Source organism: Streptomyces populi (assembly GCF_002911015.1).
Taxonomy (GTDB): Bacteria; Actinomycetota; Actinomycetes; order Streptomycetales; family Streptomycetaceae; genus Streptomyces; species Streptomyces populi.
Map to the genome: position 1 here is coordinate 38946 of NZ_KZ626859.1, position 19662 is coordinate 58607.

16 protein-coding genes and 1 riboswitch are annotated in these 19662 nt (G+C 70.4%); of the genes, 8 read left to right on the forward strand and 8 right to left on the reverse strand.

Annotated features, from left to right (window positions below):
* Positions 1-112 precede the first annotated feature (112 nt).
* From CW362_RS13135 to CW362_RS13145, 3 genes are all read right to left on the reverse strand, one after another.
* On the reverse strand, positions 113-883 hold the full coding sequence (locus tag CW362_RS13135) for a M23 family metallopeptidase (protein WP_103549608.1): 771 nt from the start codon (positions 881-883) through the stop codon (positions 113-115).
* 12 nt (positions 884-895) lie between these two features.
* Positions 896-1055: riboswitch (cyclic di-AMP (ydaO/yuaA leader) on the reverse strand.
* Positions 1056-1270: 215 nt separating this feature from the next.
* On the reverse strand, positions 1271-2659 hold the full coding sequence (locus tag CW362_RS13140) for a M16 family metallopeptidase (RefSeq protein WP_103549609.1): 1389 nt from the start codon (positions 2657-2659) through the stop codon (positions 1271-1273).
* Positions 2656-4011 carry a M16 family metallopeptidase gene (locus CW362_RS13145; RefSeq protein ID WP_103549648.1) on the reverse strand — a complete coding sequence of 452 codons (1356 nt, stop codon included), beginning with the start codon at positions 4009-4011 and terminating at the stop codon, positions 2656-2658. The genes CW362_RS13140 and CW362_RS13145 overlap by 4 nt, the downstream gene beginning before the upstream one ends.
* 354 nt (positions 4012-4365) lie before the next feature.
* On the opposite strand from CW362_RS13145, the gene CW362_RS13150 reads away from it, so the two are divergent.
* The gene (locus CW362_RS13150; protein ID WP_103549610.1) at positions 4366-6825 is read left to right on the forward strand and encodes a DNA gyrase/topoisomerase IV subunit A; all 2460 of its coding nucleotides are present in this window, start codon (positions 4366-4368) and stop codon (positions 6823-6825) included.
* 8 nt (positions 6826-6833) lie between these two features.
* Here the strand turns inward: CW362_RS13150 and CW362_RS13155 are convergent, their stop codons facing one another.
* Entirely contained in the window at positions 6834-7937 is a 1104-nt protein-coding gene (locus CW362_RS13155) for a CobW family GTP-binding protein (RefSeq protein WP_103549611.1), read from the reverse strand.
* A 322-nt stretch (positions 7938-8259) separates the two neighbouring features.
* Here CW362_RS13155 and CW362_RS13160 point away from each other — a divergent pair, with 322 nt between their 5' ends.
* Complete coding sequence (locus CW362_RS13160) at positions 8260-8814, forward strand: DUF6082 family protein (RefSeq protein WP_103549612.1); 555 nt, start codon at positions 8260-8262, stop codon at positions 8812-8814.
* A 145-nt stretch (positions 8815-8959) separates the two neighbouring features.
* Positions 8960-9196, forward strand: coding sequence for a hypothetical protein (locus tag CW362_RS13165; RefSeq protein ID WP_103549613.1), 237 nt, complete (start codon positions 8960-8962; stop codon positions 9194-9196).
* Positions 9197-9479: 283 nt separating this feature from the next.
* Here the strand turns inward: CW362_RS13165 and CW362_RS13170 are convergent, their stop codons facing one another.
* Positions 9480-10742, reverse strand: a complete 1263-nt coding sequence (locus tag CW362_RS13170; protein WP_376453602.1) for a citrate synthase/methylcitrate synthase — start codon at positions 10740-10742, stop codon at positions 9480-9482.
* A gap of 97 nt (positions 10743-10839) precedes the next feature.
* On the opposite strand from CW362_RS13170, the gene CW362_RS13175 reads away from it, so the two are divergent.
* From CW362_RS13175 to CW362_RS13190, 4 genes are all read left to right on the forward strand, one after another.
* A complete protein-coding gene (locus CW362_RS13175; protein WP_206300945.1) occupies positions 10840-12099 on the forward strand; it encodes a citrate synthase in 1260 nt (419 codons plus the stop codon).
* A 164-nt stretch (positions 12100-12263) separates the two neighbouring features.
* Positions 12264-13208: a sucrase ferredoxin gene (locus CW362_RS13180; RefSeq protein WP_103549615.1), complete on the forward strand. Its 945-nt coding sequence runs from the start codon at positions 12264-12266 to the stop codon at positions 13206-13208.
* 199 nt (positions 13209-13407) lie between these two features.
* Entirely contained in the window at positions 13408-15093 is a 1686-nt protein-coding gene (locus CW362_RS13185; RefSeq protein WP_103549650.1) for an ATP-binding protein, read from the forward strand.
* Positions 15090-15773 carry a response regulator gene (locus CW362_RS13190; protein WP_206300946.1) on the forward strand — a complete coding sequence of 228 codons (684 nt, stop codon included), beginning with the start codon at positions 15090-15092 and terminating at the stop codon, positions 15771-15773. Before CW362_RS13185 ends, CW362_RS13190 begins: the two co-directional genes overlap by 4 nt.
* Positions 15774-15882: 109 nt before the next feature.
* On the opposite strand, the gene CW362_RS13195 is transcribed toward CW362_RS13190, so the two are convergent.
* The 3 genes from CW362_RS13195 to CW362_RS13205 all read right to left on the reverse strand — a co-directional run bounded on the left by CW362_RS13195 (position 15883) and on the right by CW362_RS13205 (position 18720).
* On the reverse strand, positions 15883-16938 hold the full coding sequence (locus CW362_RS13195) for an ABC transporter substrate-binding protein (protein WP_103549616.1): 1056 nt from the start codon (positions 16936-16938) through the stop codon (positions 15883-15885).
* Positions 16939-17051: 113 nt separating this feature from the next.
* Positions 17052-17915, reverse strand: a complete 864-nt coding sequence (locus tag CW362_RS13200) for an ABC transporter permease (protein ID WP_103549617.1) — start codon at positions 17913-17915, stop codon at positions 17052-17054.
* Positions 17905-18720: an ABC transporter ATP-binding protein gene (locus CW362_RS13205; RefSeq protein WP_103549618.1), complete on the reverse strand. Its 816-nt coding sequence runs from the start codon at positions 18718-18720 to the stop codon at positions 17905-17907. The genes CW362_RS13200 and CW362_RS13205 overlap by 11 nt, the downstream gene beginning before the upstream one ends.
* 162 nt (positions 18721-18882) lie before the next feature.
* Here CW362_RS13205 and CW362_RS13210 point away from each other — a divergent pair, with 162 nt between their 5' ends.
* Positions 18883-19575: a response regulator gene (locus CW362_RS13210; protein ID WP_103549619.1), complete on the forward strand. Its 693-nt coding sequence runs from the start codon at positions 18883-18885 to the stop codon at positions 19573-19575.
* Positions 19576-19662 lie beyond the last annotated feature (87 nt).

Consider the following 19662-nt stretch of genomic DNA (forward strand, 5'->3'; position numbering starts at 1 on the left):
TGGCGGTCCCGAATCCATGGATATTTTTTGGACAGAGGGCCTCCGGAAACGACGATGCCCCGACTCGGTGAGCCGGGGCATCGAAAGCGGTGGAGAAGCCGCGAAGCGGTCGTCAGACGTTGACGCCGTGCGAGCGCAGGTACGCGACCGGGTTGATGTCCGAGCCGTACTCCGCGGTCGTACGGGCCTCGAAGTGGAGGTGCGGCCCCGTGGTGTTGCCGGTGTCGCCGGAGAGGCCGATCTGCTGCCCCGGGGTGACCGCCTGCCCCACGGACACGCCGATGGACGACAGGTGGCCGTACATGGTGTACGTGCCGTCGTGCATCTTGATCACGACTTGATTGCCGTACGCGCCGCCCCAGCCGGCCGTGACGACCGTGCCGGCGCCGACGGCGTGGACCGACGTGCCGGTCCCGGCGTGGAAGTCGACGCCGGTGTGGCTGCCGGACGACCAGAGGCTGCTGCTCGCCTGGTAGCCGGTGGAGACGTAGGAGCCGGTGATCGGCATGACGAAGGTGTTCAGACGCTTGCGCTCGGCCTCACGGGCGGCGCGCTCCTTGGCCTCGCGGAGCTTGACCGCCTGCTCCGCCGCCTGCTTGCGCGCGGTCTGTTCGGCCTGCTTGCGCGCGGCCTCTTCTTCGGCGGCGCGCTGCTGCGCGAAAGCCTGGGCGTCGATCTGGTCGGCCACCGTGTCGTTGAGGTCGACGGCCTGGGTCAGCCCCGTCTGCGTCTGGTCGACGGAGGCCTCCGCGGCGAGCGCGGGGGCGGCCAGGGTTCCGACCACACCGGTGGTGGTGAGTGCCGCGACCCCGACGGCGGTCGTGGTCGTGCTGTGCACGCGGCTCGGACGACGGTGCTTGCCGGTGCCACAGGAGAACGCCATGTAGAGGCTGATCCTTTCCTTCCCTCTCGCCTACCGGGTTAGCTGACGGGTTCGGAGCAGGAAGGTCTCCTACGGACCCCCTCGGGGGAGGGCGTCCGATTCACCCCAGGGACTGCGTATGGGTCCCCGGCTCCCCTGGCTCGCGCCATGGGGGACTCGGCGATGACTGTCCGGTGCCGCGGGCGCGGCGCACTGCCTGACGGACAGCCGGAACGACGCTAAGCGGGGCGTCGTTCGAACAACAAACGGATCACGATTTTTGTAACGCATCCCACAGGGCAGAAGGGCAACCGCCGTACGAATGGGGACATCTTGGGAACGGCGTACGGGAAGAAGAAGGCCCTGACGGCTCTTCAGCCGTCAGGGCCCTCCTGGGTCGCACGGGTTCTACTCGGCTGCCACCACGGTGACTTCACCGATTCCGAGGGCCCTGACAGGCTCCGCGATCTGCGCCGCGTCCCCCACCAGGACGGTCACCAGCCGGTCCGTCGGGAAGGCGCTCACGGCCGCCGCGGTCGCCTCCACGGTGCCGGTGGCGGCCAGTTGCCGGTAGAGCGTCGCCTGGTAGTCGTCCGGCAGGTGCTGCTCGACCTGGTCCGCGAGCGTGCTCGCGACGGCCGCCGCCGTCTCGAACTTGAGGGGTGCGACACCCACCAGGTTCTGCACGGCAACGTCGCGCTCCGCGTCGGTCAGCCCCTCGGCCGCGAGGGTCCGCAGCACCTTCCACAGGTCGTCGAGCGCCGGACCGGTGTTGGGCGTGTCGACCGAGCCGCTGATGGCGAGCATCGCGGCTCCCGTGCCGTCCGGCGCGGAGCGCAGGACCTGGCCGAAGGCCCGTACGCCGTAGGTGTAGCCCTTCTCCTCGCGCAGGACGCGGTCGAGGCGCGAGGTGAGGGTGCCGCCCAGGCAGTACGTGCCGAGGACCTGGGCGGGCCACACCCGGTCGTGCCGGTCGGCGCCGACACGGCCGATGAGCAGCTGCGTCTGGACGGCGCCGGGACGGTCGACGATGATCACGCGGCCGGTGTCGTCGGCGCTCACCGGCGGCACGGGAAGGGGCTCGGCGGACGAGCCGGTCCAGGAGCCGAGCGTGTCGGCGAGCAGTTCGTCGAGATCGACGCCCGTCAGGTCGCCGACGACGACGGCGGTGGCCGTGGCGGGACGCACGTGCTTCTCGTAGAAGGCGCGGACGGCCGCCGCGTCGATGTTCCGGACGGTCTCCTCGGTGCCCTGGCGCGGGCGCGCCATGCGCGTGCTCGCCGGGAACAGTTCCTTGGAGAGTTCCTTGGCCGCGCGGCGGGCCGGATTGGCCGTCTCGTGCGGGATCTCGTCCAGCCGGTTGGTCACCAGCCGCTCGACCTCGCTGTCCGCGAACGCGGGGGCCCGCAGGGCGTCGGCGAGCAGGCCGAGGGCTTTGGCCAGGCGCGAGACGGGCACTTCGAGGGACAGGCGGACGCCGGGGTGGTCGGCGTGCGCGTCGAGCGTGGCGCCGCAGCGCTCCAGCTCGGCGGCGAAGTCCTCGGCGGAGTGCTTGTCGGTGCCCTCGGAGAAGGCGCGCGCCATGATCGTGGCGATGCCGTCCAGGCCCGCGGGCTCGGCGTCCAGCGGCGCGGCGAGGATCACCTCGACGGCGACGACCTGCTGGCCGGGGCGGTGGCAGCGCAGCACGGTCAGGCCGTTGTCCAGGGTGCCGCGCTCGGGGGCGGGGAACGCCCACGGCTTGGGCTGGCCGGCCTGGGGCTGCGGGTGGAAGTCCATGGTGGCGAGCTCGGTCACTTCGCCGCCTCCTCGTCGGTCTCGTCGGCGGAGTCGGCCGCGTCGGCGGCCTCGGCGGCGGTCGGCTCGTAGACGAGCACCGCCCGGTTGTCGGGACGCAGGCGGGCCTCGGCGGCCTCCCGGACCTCCTCCGCGGTGACGTCGAGGACGCGCTGCACGGCGGTCAGGGCGAGCTGCGGGTCGCCGAACAGGACGGCGTAGCGGCACAGTTCGTCGGCGCGGCCCGCGACGGTGCCGAGGCGGTCCAGCCATTCGCGCTCCAGCTGGGCCTGGGCGCGTTCCATCTCCTCGGCGGTGGGGCCCTCCTCGGCGAACCGGGCGAGCTCCTCGTCGACGGCGGCCTCGATGACCGGGACCTCCACGTCACCGGACGTCTTCACGTCCAGCCACCCCAGGGAGGGCGCCCCGGCGAGCCGCAGCAGACCGAATCCGGCCGCGACGGCGGTGCGGTCACGGCGTACGAGCCGGTTGTAGAGGCGGGAGGACTCTCCGCCGCCCAGGACGGTCAGTGCCAGGTCGGCCGCGTCGCACGCGCGCGTGCCGTCCTCCGGGAGCCGGTAGGCGGCCATCAGAGCACGCGCCGGAACGTCCTCCTCGACGACCTCGCGCACCTGCTCGCCGATGATGTCGGGCAGCGAGCCGTCCCGCGGGGCGGGCTTGCCGTCGTGCCCGGGGATGGAACCGAAGTACTTCTCGACCCAGGCGAGCGTCTGCTCCGGGTCGATGTCGCCGACGACCGACAGGACCGCGTTGTTGGGCGCGTAGTTGGTGCGGAAGAACGCGCGGGCGTCCTCCAGGGTGGCCGCGTCCAGATCCGCCATCGACCCGATCGGGGTGTGGTGGTACGGGTGGCCCTCGGGGTACGAGAGCGCGGTGAGCTTCTCGAAGGCGGTGCCGTACGGAACGTTGTCGTAGCGCTGCCGGCGCTCGTTCTTCACCACGTCGCGCTGGTTCTCCATGGACTCGTCGTCCAGCGCCTCGAGCAGCGATCCCATGCGGTCGGCCTCCAGCCAGAGGGCGAGCTCCAGCTGGTGGGCGGGCATGGTCTCGAAGTAGTTGGTGCGCTCGAAGCTCGTCGTACCGTTGAGCGAGCCGCCGGCTCCCTGGACGAGCTCGAAGTGGCCGTTTCCGTGGACCTGCTTGGAGCCCTGGAACATCAGGTGCTCGAAAAGGTGGGCGAGTCCGGTCCGGCCCTTGACCTCGTGGCGCGAGCCGACGTCGTACCAGAGGCACACCGCGGCGACCGGGGTCAGATGGTCCTCGGAGAGCACCACGCGCAGGCCGTTGGCCAGGCGGTGCTCGGTCGCTGTCAGACCGCCGGAGCCTGCCTCAGCTGTGGCCGTGTGACCCATGGGCATGTACGTCCCTTCGATCGCGGAACTGCGTCATTCCTGTCGGTCCTGCCACTGTATGCAAGCGCGCGGACGCCTGGCGAAGTTCCCGCACCTCGTACGCCGAGAGCGAGACTTGCGCGTGTCCCCGGCACATCCGGGAAACCCTTCCGGGAACCACCGTGAACGCGTCCGGGGGCCGCCCGGCACCGGGCTCGACGGCCACCCGGGGCCGGTCCCGAAGGCGCCCGCGGAGCGCGCCCGGGAGGCGCTACGGACGGGTCGCGGTCGGCGTTGTCAGTGGGGCGGTCCACAATGGTGCGCGTCAGAACCCGTTCATGCCCCGGCAGAGACTGTGAAGGAGCCGCAGCAGCGATGGCCCGCCGCAGCACGAAGACCCCGCCGCCCGACGACTCGTACGAGGAGAAGATCCTCGACATCGACGTCGTGGACGAGATGCAGGGCTCCTTCCTCGAATACGCGTACTCGGTCATCTACTCTCGAGCCCTGCCGGACGCCCGCGACGGCCTCAAGCCGGTCCACCGCCGCATCGTGTACCAGATGAACGAGATGGGCCTGCGCCCCGACCGCGGCTACGTGAAATGTGCCCGCGTCGTCGGCGAGGTCATGGGTAAGCTGCACCCGCACGGCGACGCGTCGATCTACGACGCCCTGGTGCGTCTGGCGCAGCCCTTCTCCATGCGCCTGCCCCTGGTCGACGGCCACGGCAACTTCGGTTCGCTCGGCAACGACGACCCTCCGGCCGCGATGCGTTACACCGAGTGCCGGATGGCCGACGCGACGTCGCTGATGACCGAGTCGATCGACGAGGACACCGTCGACTTCTCGCCCAACTACGACGGCCAGGAGCAGGAGCCGGTGGCCCTCCCGGCCGCCTTCCCGAACCTGCTGGTCAACGGCTCGTCGGGCATCGCCGTCGGTATGGCCACCAACATGCCGCCGCACAACCTGGGCGAGGTCATCGCCGCCGCCCGGCACCTCATCCGCTACCCGGGGGCCGACCTCGAGACGCTGATGAAGCACGTCCCGGGACCCGACCTGCCCACCGGCGGCCGGATCGTCGGCCTCTCCGGGATCAGGGACGCCTACGAGTCGGGCCGCGGCACCTTCAAGATCCGCGCCACGGTGTCGGTGGAGGACGTCACGGCGCGCCGCAAGGGCCTCGTCGTCACCGAACTGCCCTTCACCGTCGGTCCGGAGAAGGTGATCTCCAAGATCAAGGACCTGGTCGGCTCGAAGAAGCTCCAGGGCATCGCCGACGTCAAGGACCTCACCGACCGTGCGCACGGCCTGCGCCTGGTCATCGAGATCAAGAACGGCTTCGTGCCGGAGGCGGTCCTCGAACAGCTCTACAAGCTGACACCGATGGAGGAGTCCTTCGGCATCAACAACGTGGCGCTGGTGGACGGCCAGCCGCTCACCCTGGGCCTCAAGGAGCTGCTGGAGGTCTACCTCGACCACCGCTTCGACGTCGTGCGCCGCCGCAGCGAGTTCCGCCGCGGCAAGAAGCGCGACCGGCTGCACCTGGTCGAGGGACTACTCGTCGCCCTCCTGGACATCGACGAGGTCATCCGCCTCATCCGCTCCAGCGACAACTCGGCGCAGGCCAAGGAGCGGCTGATCGAGCGCTTCTCCCTCTCCGAGATCCAGACGCAGTACATCCTGGACACTCCGCTGCGCCGGCTCACCCGGTTCGACCGCATCGAGCTGGAGTCGGAGCGCGACCGCCTCAACGGCGAGATCGACGAGCTGACCGGCATCCTGGAGTCGGACACGGAGCTGCGCAAGCTGGTCTCCGGTGAACTGGCCGCGGTCGCCAAGAAGTTCGGCACCGACCGGCGCACGGTGCTCCTGGAGTCCGCGGGCACGCCGGCCGCGACCGTCTCCCTCCAGGTCGCCGACGACCCGTGCCGCGTCCTGCTGTCCTCCACGGGACTGCTGGCGCGTACGGTGACCGCCGCCCCCTTCGGGGAGGACCCGGACGGCAAGCGCACCAAGCACGACGTGATCGTCTCCGCGGTGCCCGCGACGGCACGCGGCGAGGTCGGTGCCGTCACGTCCCTCGGCCGTCTCCTGCGCCTGAACGTGATCGATCTCCCGCAGCTGCCCGAGACGGCGTCGGCGCCCAACCTCTCCGGGGGTGCTCCGGTCTCGGAGTTCCTGTCCTCCCTCGAGCCGGACGAGACGGTGATCTGTCTGACGACCCTCGACGAGGCGTCGCCGGGCCTCGCGATCGGCACGGAGCAGGGTGTCGTCAAGCGTGTGGTGCCCGACTACCCCTCGAACAAGGAGGAGTTGGAGGTCATCACCCTCAAGGACGGCGACCGGATCGTCGGCGCCGTCGAGCTGCGCACCGGCGAGGAGGACCTGGTCTTCATCACGGACGACGCCCAGCTGCTGCGCTACCAGGCCTCTCAGGTACGTCCGCAGGGCCGTGCCGCGGGCGGCATGGCGGGCATCAAGCTGACGGACGGCGCGAAGGTGATCTCGTTCACCGCGGTCGACCCGGCGGTCGACGCGGTGGTGTTCACGGTGGCGGGTTCACGCGGGACGCTGGACGACTCCGTCCAGACCACGGCCAAGCTGACTCCCTTCGACCAGTACCCGCGCAAGGGCCGCGCCACGGGCGGTGTGCGCTGCCAGCGGTTCCTGAAGGGCGAGGACTGCCTGTCGCTGGCCTGGGCCGGTGCGACGCCGGGGCGCGCGGCACAGAAGACCGGCATGCCCGTCGACCTGCCGGACATCGACCCGCGCCGTGACGGTTCGGGCGTGTCGCTGGGCAAGCCCGTGTCGGTGGTGGCCGGCCCGGTGTAGCCCCGCGATCAGCCCTCCGGGCTGGGCTCCTGTACGTAGCGGAGGACGCCCCACATGCTGTGTTCGTCGGCGTGCGGGGCGTCCTCTTCGCATGCCTCCAGCTCCTTGGCCAGTGCCACCGTGTCGATCCCGGAGCCGATGAGGACGAGCTGGGTGCACCGCTCGTCCGCACCGTTCCAGGGCTCCGGGTAGAAGCGCAGGAACCGCCCGACGGCATGCACGGCGTACCGGTTGCGGACGTCCTGGACGCCGAAGTCGACGTGCCCCTTGATCCGGTAGAGCCCTTCGGACCGGGTGTCGAGGAAGGCCATCAACCTCCGTGGCCCGAGCGGTACTTCGGAGCGGAAGGAGAGGGACTCGTAGGCGGAGTGCAGATGGCCGAGGTGACCGCGCTCTTCCGGTCCGCGGTCCTCGTGGCCGCACTCCCCCGGATCGCCCTCCCTGCCGTCGCCCCCGTCGTGCCGGTGGAGATCGTCGAAGGACAGCTGTCCGATGCGCTCCTCACCGGGCCTGCAGTCGAAGAGGAACTCGGGATCGATCCGGCCGTAGGTGGCGGGAACGATCGCGGCCCCGTCGGTGAGCTCCCCGACGGCCGCCAGCACACGCCCGGCGTCGCCGGCCCGGTCGATCTTGTTGACGACGACGAGATCGGCGAGGGCGAGGTGCCGGTCGATCTCGGGGTGCTTCTCGCGGGTGCCCGCGAACTCGGCGGCGTCGACGACCTCGACGAGCCCTCCGTACACGATCCCCGGGTGCTCGCTGGCGAGCACCATGCGCACGAGTTCCTGGGGTTCGGCGAGCCCGCTCGCCTCGATGACGATGACGTCGATCCCCGCAGAGGGCCGAGCGAGCCGATCCAGATATTGATCGAGTTCACTGACATCGACCGCACAGCACAGACACCCGTTGCCGAGGGAGACGGTGGAGTCGCCGAGTGCTCCGGCCACCGCCATCGCGTCGATCTCGATCGCGCCGAAGTCGTTGACGACGGCTCCGATACGGCTGCCACCGCTGCGGTGCAGGAGATGGTTGAGCAGCGTGGTCTTGCCGGAACCCAGGAAGCCGGCGAGAACGACGACCGGGATCTGCCGGGTACTCGACAAACTCACCATGCGCCCCTCTTCTGAACCTGTGCGCGCACCGGCTCACGGGGCCGGCGCTCACGCGGATGATGAATGCCGCTCCAGCATACGAGTGGGCGGAAACACCCCGAACTGAACGATTGTCGGCGGCGCTCGCGGGGCACACGTTGGACATGGCGCCGGTGGATGCGACCCGCACATCCTTCCGTGCGCCTCCTCTCCGCCTCCCCGCCGATCAGAGCCGCTCGGCAACACTGGGATGCGGCAAGCGCGCCGCCCAACGCTCGTCGGTCCGCTCCCTGTCGCCCCACGACCGACGACCTGCGGACGGTCGCCTGATTCGGGGGTTGACATGACCACACAGAACCATGGGGTGCGGAGGCTGAGTTCTGCCGCCACGGCAGGGCTCGCGTTCGCGGTAGGGGTCCTCGCGGTCCTGGTCGCCCAGCAGCGCCGGTTCGAGGCACTTCGCCTGCGCGTCACGCAGGCGCTGGAGGCCGACGACCGGAACGCGCGACTGGCGGAACAGCAACGCTTTCAGACCTACCTCCTCGACAAAGCGCTGAACGACCCGGATCTCGCCGAGGTCCTGAGCACCATCAACAAGGTGGACCCGACCAAACGGCGCCAGTACCTCTTCGCCAACGCCATCTACACCAACGCCCTGCGGGCCCACCGGGCCGGGGACGTCACCTGGGACGAACTGCACGGCCACCTTCGAGTGATCTGCCAGAGCGCGATCTTTCGCGACTACTGGGACGCGACACGCCACCATCGCGCGAGCCTTCGATCGGCCTCGCAGGAGGCACGAGTGGGCCGAATGGTGGACACGCTCATCCGCGATTTGGATGAATCGGATACGGAGGAGTGGTGGGTGGTGGGCGAGTTACCTCCGGAGCAGGGTTAACATTTGACCCAACTGGCAACTCTGGCAAGCGAGTTGACTCCGTGGCTCAACATCCTCACGAGGCAGGTCGCCAACTTTACTACCTCTCCGTTTTTTCCTAATCTGTCCCAGTTTTCACTGTCTAAACTTGAGGACCGGGATCCAGTTGAAGATCGTGCGCCGTATCGGCGCATCTCCACGCGAACGAGGCAGCCTGTCGGGCGAGACCTGCCCTGACATCTTCGAGCTGAGCGACGGGAATTTCGCCGTCATCGGCACGGAGGCGACGGCTGCCCTCGACGGCCAGCTCCCCCACGACGCGGCACGTGCGGACCACGAGCGCATTGTGATCATCAGCAGGGAGACGCTCCTCCGCGCGAAGAAGGACATCCCCGAGCGGTAAGCGGTCACGGGGCCGAGACAGGGCACATGCGCGGTCCGTCGAGATCCGTCGGCCACCCCGACCCCCCTCCGGAGAGCGCGCTTCTCCACCGGCCCGCCCCGCAGCCACCCACACGCCCCGCACAGCACCCCTGTCGCCGGAGGCCGAGCCGCACCGGCGCCCACCCCGCGCCGCACCGCTCGACAGAAGCTTCCCAAGGTCCAGCCCCGATCGGTGCTGGACCTCTTGTCTCGGCTCCTTGTCCCGGCTCCTTGTCCCGGCTCCCGCGATCACCGATCCCGCCTCACGGCGCCACGCGAGGAGTCCGAACGGACGGCAGCGGACCTGAACCCGAACCCGTCGACGACGGAACCCGGACAGACCCTCTCGGCACCGTCACCGGCGCCCGAGGCCCCACATAGCGAGCCGCCGGGCGGATGATCTTCGAGTCCTCCGCCTGTTCCATGATGTTCGCGCTCCAGCCGACCACGCGGGCGGCGGCGAAGGTGGGGGTGAACATCTCGCGGGGCAACCCGCAGAGTTCCATGACCACCCCGGCGTAGAACTCCACGTTGGTGTGCAGTTCGCGGCCCGGCTTGAGTTCGGCCAGGATCGCCTCCACCTGCCGCTCCACCTCCACCGCGAACTCCACGAGCGGGCCGCCGAACTCCTGGGCGATCCCGCGGAGCATCCGCGAGCGCGGGTCCTCCGTGCGGTAGACGGGGTGCCCGAAACCCATGATGCGCTCGCCGGCTAGGACGCGTTCGCGGATCCAGGGGTCGATGCGGTCGGGGGTCCCGATCGCGTCGAGGGTGTCCAGGGCGCGGCTGGGGGCGCCGCCGTGGAGAGGGCCGGAGAGAGCCCCGACCGCCCCCACGAGACAGGCCGCCACATCCGCTCCGGTGGAGGCGATCACCCGCGCCGTGAACGTTGACGCATTGAATCCATGGTCAATGGTCGAGATGAGGTATCGCTCCACCGCACGGGCGCGGGCGGCGTCCGGCTCCGAACCCGTCAGCATGTACAGGTAGTTGGCGGCGTACCCCAGATCGTCGCGCGGCTCCACCGGGTCCAGACCCTGTCCGATCCGGTACAGCGCGGTGAGCAGTGTCGGCACGGCCGCCGTCGCCGCGAGGCCGTCGTCACGGCGGCGCCCGGCGTCGATGTCGTACACCGGACGGAACCCCAGCGAGGCCCCGAGCAGCGACAACGCGGTACGCAGCCCCGCGAGGGGCCCCGACGGCCCGGTCGCCGCCGCGATCGCGGGCAGCGCGGCGCGCACGTCGTCCGGCAGTCGGCGCAGCCGCGCGGTCCGCGCGGCGAAGGCTGCACGGCGAGCCTCGTCGGGCAGCTCGCCGTGGGCCAGCAGATGCCAGACCTCTTCGAAGCCGCAGGCCTGCGCGAGATCGACGGCCGAGTACTGACGGTAGTGGTAGAAGCCCTCCCGCCCCCTGACGTCACCCAGTTCGGTGTCGGTGACGACGACGCCCGCGAGTCCCCGCGGCACGTCGGCGAGCACGTCGGCAGAACGGTCGACGGAGATGGACGCGGCTTGGTTGATCGGCATGTTTCCTCCCTGGACTTGATTCGACTGTCCATGCTTGACTCTATAACTGTCAATATTGATTGAATCAATATAACGATCCACGGATACGGTGGCGCCCATGAGGGATCGAGAAGCTGCGACGCCGGCACACGAAGGCCGACGGCTCAGCACCAAGGAGACCGCCGAACTGCTCGGCGTGAAGCCGGAGACCGTGTACGCGTACGTGAGCCGCGGCCAGCTCCGCAGCAGGCGGGAGCCGGGAGGCCGCGGGAGCACGTTCGACGCCAAGGAGGTCGAGGCACTCGCGCGGCGCAACAGGCGGGAGAGCGACGTCAGTTCGAGCGGCGGCGGCGAACTCTCCGTCCGCACTCGCATCACCTTGATCGACAAGGACCGGTACTACTTCCGGGGCGTCGACGCGACGGAACTGGCCGCGCGGCACTCCTACGAGGAGATCGCCGAGTGGCTGTGGACCGGCGAACTGCGTCCCGGCATCACGTTCACGGCCCCGGAGGCATCCGTGGCCGCAGCACGGCGCGGTGTCGACGCCCTGCCCGAACACAGCGGACCGACCGACCGGTTGCGCGTCGCGGCGATCGCCGCGGCTGCCGCCGACCCGCTGCGCTTCGACCTCTCCGAGAGCGCCGTCCTCGGGACCGGTCGCACCCTCATCCCCACCCTCGTCGCCGCGCTCCCGACCGTGCGAGGCGACCGCCGCGACGAAGGCCCACTGGCTCAACGGCTGTGGGACCGGCTCAGTGGACGCACACCCGACGACGCGTCACTGCGCGTTCTGGACACGGCACTCGGGCTGCTCGTCGACCACGATCTGGCCGCCTCGACACTGGCGGTCCGGGTCGCGGCGTCGGCCCGCGCCCACGCGTACGCGGCCGTGTCGGCGGGCCTCGGCGTCCTCGAAGGACCCCTCCACGGGGCGGCCAGCGGACTCGCCCACCGGTTGCTGCTGGACGTCCTGGACCGGGGAACCGCCGCTCCCGTGGTCGCCGACGAACTGCGCGCCGGGCGCCGTGTCCCCGGACTCGGCCACCGGCTCTACTCGGGCGAGGATCCGCGCGCGCGTGCCCTGTTCGCCCTCCTGGAGGAGGTGCCCGGCGCGGCGCCCGCGCTGGCGGCGGCCCGTGACGTGGTGGCCACCACGGCCCGGCACGCGCCTCTGCACGCCAATGTCGATCTCGCCCTGGCCGTCTTCACCGCCTCCTCCGGCATGCCGGCTTCGGCGGGAGAGACGATCTTCGCTGTCGCCCGGACGGCGGGCTGGATCGCCCACACCCTGGAGGAGTACGCGGAACGCCCCTTGCGGATGCGGCCGAGCGGACACTACGTGGGCGAGCGACCGCCCCAGCCGCTGCCGCGCTAGACGGCGCACGCCGGGCGCGGAGAACGGGCCCGTGCGCTCCTCATGAGTGCTGGTCTCCCGGCCATGCCTCCGCGCACCCGGTCGCGCCCCTGGACCACCCCCGATGCGCCCCCATGGGGACGGCGGGAAGCCACTCCGGAGGAAGTCAGGTTAGGCTCACCTCTGTGAGTACGTGCACGACCGCGTCACGGCAGCTCGACGAGCCTCTTTCCGGGACCGCGGCCACCGCGAGGACATGGCTGCTCATCGAGCAGCCCGGGCCCTGGGGTGCCAAGGCGCTCACCTCGAGCCACCTGGACCCCGCGCTCGGCCGCGCCCTCGAAGCGGCCGCGCAGGACACCGGGGTGCGGATCGCGCTCATCCGGCGCCCCGGCCGCCACGCCGACTGCGGTTCGCCCTCCGAACGGCATGTGTACGCGGCCCACACCACCCCGGGAGGCGTGTGGCTGCACAGCGCCATGACGCGTGATCCCGGGCGGCTGCTCGACCTCGACCTCACCGCGCTCGGCGCGGGAGATCCGCGCTCCTTCGACGACGTTCTCCGAGGACGGCCCCATACCGGCGACCCCCTGGCCCTCGTCTGCACCAACGGCAAACGCGACCGTTGCTGCGCCCTGCTCGGCCGCCCCCTGGCGGCGGAACTGGCCGCTTCCGGCGTCGACGGCACCTGGGAGGTCACCCATCTGGGCGGTCATCGCTTCTCGCCCACCGTGCTGGTCCTGCCGTACGGCTACGCGTACGGGCGCACCGAGGCCCACGCCGTCGAGGAGATCCTCCAGGGCGTCCGGGAGGGCCGGGTCGTCACCGAGGGGTGTCGCGGGAACTCCGCCTGGGAACGCCCCGGCCAGGCGGCCGAGCTGGCCGTACGCGCGTCGTCGGGCGAGCGGGCCGCCGATGTCCTGACGGTGATCCGCACGGACGGCACCGCGCCGCGCTGGGAGGTGACCGTCGCCCACTCCGACGGCCGCCTGTGGCGGGTCGTCGTCGCGCAGGGCGCCTCACTGCCGCCCCGCCCGGAGAGCTGTGGCTCGGCTCTCGGTTCACCCGCGCGGATGGACGTGGTGGCCGTGCGGCAGCTGGAGCAGACGGCCGTCCCCGTGGCCTGCTGACGGCGCGGATCCCGAACACACGGCCGGAGCCGGGTCCGACCGGCCGCGGGTCCGCCGCAAGGGCCGCCCCCGCGCCGTGTCCGGTTCTCCGCGACCGGATCCGCGACGCCCTCGCGACGCGACGACCTCGACCGTTGGCCAAGAGATCCACGCCACACTCCCTTCGGAGGGGCGCGCACGCCCCCGTACCGTCATGGGCATGAGCCCCACTCCCCTCGCACGACGACTGCGCCTCGGTCTGCCGCGGCGGGTGTTCGCCCAGGTGCTGCTGATGCAGATCGCGATCGCTGCGGGAGTCGCCGTACTCGCCACCGGGCTGTTCCTGGCGCCGCTCAGTGCGCAACTGGACGACCAGGCCATGCGGCGTGCCCTGGCGATCGCGCAGACCACGGCCGCCCAGCCGCAGATCGCCGTGGACCTCCGGCGGACGGCCCCCTCGAGGACCGGCCCCGTGCAGGCCGAGGCCGAGCGGATACGGAAGGCCAGTGGTGCCGAGTACGTCGTCGTGCTGGACACGCGGGGCATCCGCTGGTCGCACAGGGCCCCAGCCGAGATCGGCAGACCGGTCTCGACGAGCCCGAAGCAGGCCCTGGCCGGCAGGGACGTCATGGAGATCGACACCGGAACCCTGGGGCGCTCCGCGCGGGGCAAGGTGCCGCTGCGTGACGCCGACGGCCGGATCATCGGCGCGGTGTCGGTGGGGATCAAGTACGACAGCGTGCGGGCCCGGCTGATCGACGCGATCCCGGGGTTGTTCGCGTACGCGGGCGGGGCCATGGCCGTGGGCACGCTGGCCGCGTATCTGATCTCCCGCAGGGTCCAGCGCCAGACCCGTGACCTGGCCTTCTCCGACATCTCCGCGCTGCTCGCGGAACGTGAGGCGATGCTGCACGGCATCCGGGAGGGCGTGGTCGCCCTCGACCTCGGCGGTCGCGTACGTCTTCTGAACGACGAGGCGCGGCGGCTGCTCGGGGTCGGCGACGAGGCCGTCGGGCAGCCGCTCGACGACGCGCTGGGTCCGGGGCGTACGACGGACGTGCTGGCCGGACGCGTCACCGGGAAGGACCTGCTGACCGTCCGCGGCCAGCGCGTCCTGGTCGCCAACCGGATGCCCACCGAGGACGGCGGCGCCGTGGCCACCCTGCGCGACCGGACCGAACTGGAGCAGCTCGGTCGCGAGCTCGACTCCACGCACGGACTGATCGACGCCTTGCGCGCGCAGGACCATGAGCACGCAAACCGGATGCACACGCTTCTGGGGCTGCTCGAGCTGGAGATGTACGACGACGCCATGGAGTTCATCGGGGAGGTGGTCGGGGACCATAGGGTCACCGCGGAACAGGTCACCGAGAAGATCCACGATCCGCTGCTCGCCGCACTTCTGGTCGGCAAGGCGACCGTGGCGGCCGAGCGTGGCGTGGCGCTGTGGATCTCGGACCGGACGACACTGCCGGACCGGCTGGTCGACCCGCGGGGACTCGTCACGGTCGTGGGCAACCTCGTCGACAACGCGCTCGACGCCGTCGCGGGCACGCCGCACGCGCGCGTGGAGGTCGAACTGCGCGTCGAGGGGCGGACCGCCGTGCTGCGGGTACGGGACACCGGGCCCGGCATCCCGGAGGATCGGCGGGAGGTGATCTTCACGGACGGCTGGAGCACGAAGCGGCCGCCGGCGCACGGCAAGCGCGGGATCGGCCTCTCCTTGGTGCGGCGCCTCGCCGAGCGGCAGGGCGGCAGCGCGGAGGTGGCCGACGCGGACGGCGGCGGCGCGCAGTTCACCGTCGTCCTGCCGGAGGCGCTGACGGACCCGTCGCTCGCGCCGAGGGACACCGCCGGGGGCGCCAGGAGCACCTGGAACGCCGGGAACACCCGCGGAGAGTCGTGACGATCGAGGTCCTGGTCGTGGACGACGACACCCGGGTCGCTCGCGTCAACGCCGCCTACGTGGAAAGGGTGCCCGGCTTCCGTGTCGCCGGCCTGGCGCACAGCGCCGCCGAGGCGCTGCGCGCGATGGAGGTGGCGCCGCGCCCGGACCTGGTCCTCATGGACCACCACCTGCCGGACGAGACAGGGCTCGCGGTCGTCCAGGAGATGCGCCGACGGGGACTTCAGATCGATGTGGTCATGGTGACCGCGGCACGTGACCTCACGACCGTACGGACGGCTTTGCGCCAGGGCGTGCTCCACTACCTGGTCAAACCGTTCTCGTTCGCCGGGCTGCGCTCCGCGCTGGAGACGTACGCGGATCTGCGGCGCACCCTCGACCGCGGCGGCACGGCCGAGCAGTCCGAAGTGGACAAGATCTTCGGGACCCTCTCGGCGGGCACCGTGCCCGGCCTGCCCAAGGGACACTCCCCTCCGACCGCCGAACTCGTACGGCGCGCGCTGGTGAACGCGGAGGGCTCGCTGTCGGCCCAGGAGGTCGCGGAGGAGACCGGGCTGAGCCGGCAGACCGCACAGCGTTATCTGAAGCTCCTGGAGCGCACGGGGAAGGCGGGCCTGACCCTCAGGTACGGCGACGCGGGCCGCCCGGAGCACCGCTACGTCTGGGCGCCCCGCGGCTGATGACCTGGCCGACGGCACGCGAACGGCCGCCCCGTCGCGCGTACGGCCGGCGGGAAAGACCGGTCGTACGCACGACGGGGCGGCTCGGCGCGGTCCCGGCCGCGGACGGTCAGCCGGCCGCCTTCTTCACGAACTCCGTGGTGTACGTCTTGCTCAGATCCACGTCGGCGTTCTTGATGTTCGGGTTGAACGCCTTGAGGACCTTCTCGACGGTCTCGGGCCCGTTCTCGGGCATCACCCCGTCGTCGGTGAACATCGGCAGCGTGCTCTCGATGGCCCCGGCGTACAGCGTCTTGTCGCCCTGGGAGTAGTCGGCGGGCATCTTGGCGGCGATCTCGGAGGCGCTGTGCCCGGACATCCACTTCAAGGTCTTCACGAAGGCGTCGGCCAGCTTCTGGACCGTCTCCTTGTGACCGTTGACCCAGTCCGTCTGCATGTACAGGCTTGACGAGGGGTACGGCCCACCGAGCGCTTTCTGCGATCCCTCGGGCGTGCGCATGTCGACGAGTACCTTGCCGAGCTTCTTCTCCATGACCGTGGCGACGGTGGGATCGGTCGTCATGCCGCCGTCGATCGCGCCCTTCTCGAGGGCGGAGACGAACGTCGGTCCGGCGCCGACGGCGACCGGCGTGAACTCGCTGACCTGAACCCCGTTCTTGACGGCGAGGTACTTGGTGAGGAAGTCGGTCGAGGAGCCGAGCCCGGTGACGCCGAGCTTCCTGCCCTTGAAGTCCTTGGGCGAGGTGATGTCTCCCGCGCGCTTGCCCGAGACGATCTCGACCTCGCCCGGTGCGTGCGAGAACTGCACGACCGACTCGACGGCCTTGCCCTTGGTCTGCAGGTCGAGCGTGTGGTCGTAGAAGCCGACCGCGCCCTGCACCTGTCCCGAGACGAGGGCTGTCTCGGCCTGGACACCCGCCGGCTCGCTGAGGAGCTCGACGTCCAGACCCGCGTCCGCGAAGTAGCCGAGCCGCTGGGTGAGCATCGCCGGAAGGTAGATGACCTTGTCCAGCCCACCGACCATGATCTTGACGTGCTCCCCCTTGCCGCCGCCGTTTCCGGAGTCGGCCGTCGTGCTCGCCGCGTCGTTGGCGCAGGCTGTGAGCGAGGTGAGGGCGAGCAGACCGGCGGCTGCCAGCGCGGAGTATCTGGCGGTCTTGCGCATGGTGGTTCACGTCCTTGTGAGTGGAGGGGAGGCCGTGCGTACGGCGGGATCGTGCGCACGGGCGGGCCCGTACGTGCGTGAGGGTGAGATCGGGTGTGCTTGCCGGGGTGGGGTCAGCGGTCGGAGTCCGACGGCTTCCAGCGGAAGATGCGGCGTTCGCCGAACGTCAGCAGCCCTTCGGCGAGCAGAGCGACGACGGCGAGGATGACCATCGCCGCGTACACCCCGGCGGCGTTGAAGGTGCCCTGCGACTGCGCGACGAGCAGGCCGACGCCCTTGGTGGCACCGATGTACTCGCCGACGATCGCGCCGATGAGCGCGAAACCAAAACTGACATGGAGGCTGGTGAAGATCCACGAGGTGGCGGACGGTATGACGACCTGCAGGGTCACCCGGCGATCGCTGGCGCCGAGGATCCGGGCGTTGGCCACCAGGTTCCGGTCGACCTCCCGGGCGCCCTGGAAGGCGTTGAAGAACACCGGGAAGAAGACGAGCACCACGGCCGAGGCGACCTTGGAGGCGGGCCCGAGCCCGAACCAGATCACGAAGATGGGCGCGAGGACGATCCTCGGTATGGAGTTGAGCACCTTGATGTACGGACCGAGGATGTCCGCGAGCAAGGTGACACGTCCCAGGGCGATGCCGAAGAGCACGCCGGCGACCACACCGATGACCCAGCCGAGCAGCGCCTCGTGAAGCGTGTACCAGATCTGCTCGCCGAGAGGGCCGAGCGCGGTCCCGTGCATCACCCAGGTCTGGATCTGTTCCCAGATCTTCGAGGGCATCGAGAAGTTGAACGGGTCGATGACCTCGGTCCGCGAGAGCACCTCCCACAGGCCGAGCACGGCGACCAGGAGCAGCACCCGGGCGGCGCCCACCACGAGCTTGCGCCGACGGGCGGCACGGGCACGGGAGTGCGCACGGTCCGAGGACTTGGCCGTGTCGACGACCGGGGCGCTGAGGACCTCAGGCGACATGTGCGGCACCCCTTTCGCGGGTGATACGGACCTCTTCGCCCAGGGACTCCCAGATCTCGCGGTAGATCTCGATGAACCGAGGCTCCAGGCGCACCGATTCGACCTTGCGCGGCCGCGGCAGATCGATGTCGAAGACCTGCTTCACGGTGGCGGGACCCGCGGTCATCACGACGACCTTGTCGGCGAGCGCGATGGACTCCTCCAGGTCGTGGGTGACGAAGACGACCGAGGCGCCCGTGCCTTCCCACAGTTCGAGCAGCTCGTCGGACATCAGCGCCCTGGTCTGCACGTCGAGCGCCGAGAAGGGCTCGTCCATCAGCAGGATCTCGGGGTCGTTGACGAAGGTCGCGGCGAGGGCGACGCGCTTGCGCTGACCACCGGAGAGCTGGTGGGGGTAACGGTCCTCGAAGGCCGCGAGCCCGACCCGGGCGAGCCATTCCCGGGCCCGCTCCCTCGCCTCCGCCTTGGGCACACCGCGGAACCGGGGCCCGGCCATCACGTTGGACAGAACCGTGCGCCAGGGGAAGGTGGCGTCCTGCTGGAAGACGAATCCGACCTTGTCCCCGACGCCGGCGACCGGCTCTCCGGCGACCAGGACCTCGCCCTCGGTGGGCTCCTCGAGACCGCTGACCAGGGTCAGCGTGGTGGACTTGCCGCAGCCGGTCGGTCCGACGACGGCCACGAACTCGCCCCGGCCGACAGTCAGGTCAAGCTCCCTGACGGCCGTGTGCAAACCCCCTGACGGGGTCTTGAAGATCTTGCTCGCGCCCCGCAGCTCGATGGCGGGGCCGGTGTCTGTGCTCATGGCCCGGGACCGTAGGTGTGGTGCGGGCCACAGCATCAGTCTTCTGGGCGCAAGGCGTTCTTCTGCTCGCAAGGGTCTGTTGTGCTCATTTTGCTCGCGCTACAACAACGGAGCCGAAACACGGGCGCAACACTCGCCCAGGCCTTGAGAGGAAGAGGCCCGATGATTGACGTCCTGGTCGTGGACGACGATTTCCGCGTCGCCGAGATCAACGCGAAGTACGTGAGCAAGGTTCCCGGATTCCGGGTGACCGCCCGCGCGCACAGTGCCGCCCAGGCCCTGGCCGCGATCGAGCGCGCTCCCGTCGACCTGGTGCTGCTCGACCACTACCTGCCGGACCGGACGGGGCTCGAACTCGTCCACCAGATGCGGGAGAACGGTCACGGCACCGATGTCATCATGATCACCGCGGCGAGCGATGTGGCCACGGTACGGGCGGCGATGCGTCTGGGCGCCCTGCACTACCTGATCAAGCCGTTCACCTTCACCGCCCTGCGCACCCGCCTCGACTCCTATGCCGCCCTGCGCCGCACCGTCGACCGGGTGGGCGGCCACGGTATGACGGGCCAGGAACAGGTCGACCGGATCTTCGGGGCCCTGCGCACCGCACCCGCGCCGGCCTCCCCCGGACTCCCCAGCGGTCATTCGGAGCCGACCACGGACCTGATCTGCGACGTGCTGCACCAGGCGGGCCAACCGCTGTCGGCCCACGAGGTGGCCTCCGAGACCGGCCTCAGCCGATCCACCGCCCAGCGCTATCTGCGGCACCTGGAGCAGGCCGGGCGGCTGCGCCTCTCCCTCAAGTACGGCGACACAGGGCGCCCGGAACACCGCTACGCGTGGGTGACGCCCTGAGACGGCACTCTCCCCCGGCCAGGGGCTGCCGTGCGGGCCCACATATGCCGTCTCGGAGCATCACGAGGGACGCACGCGGCCGCTCAG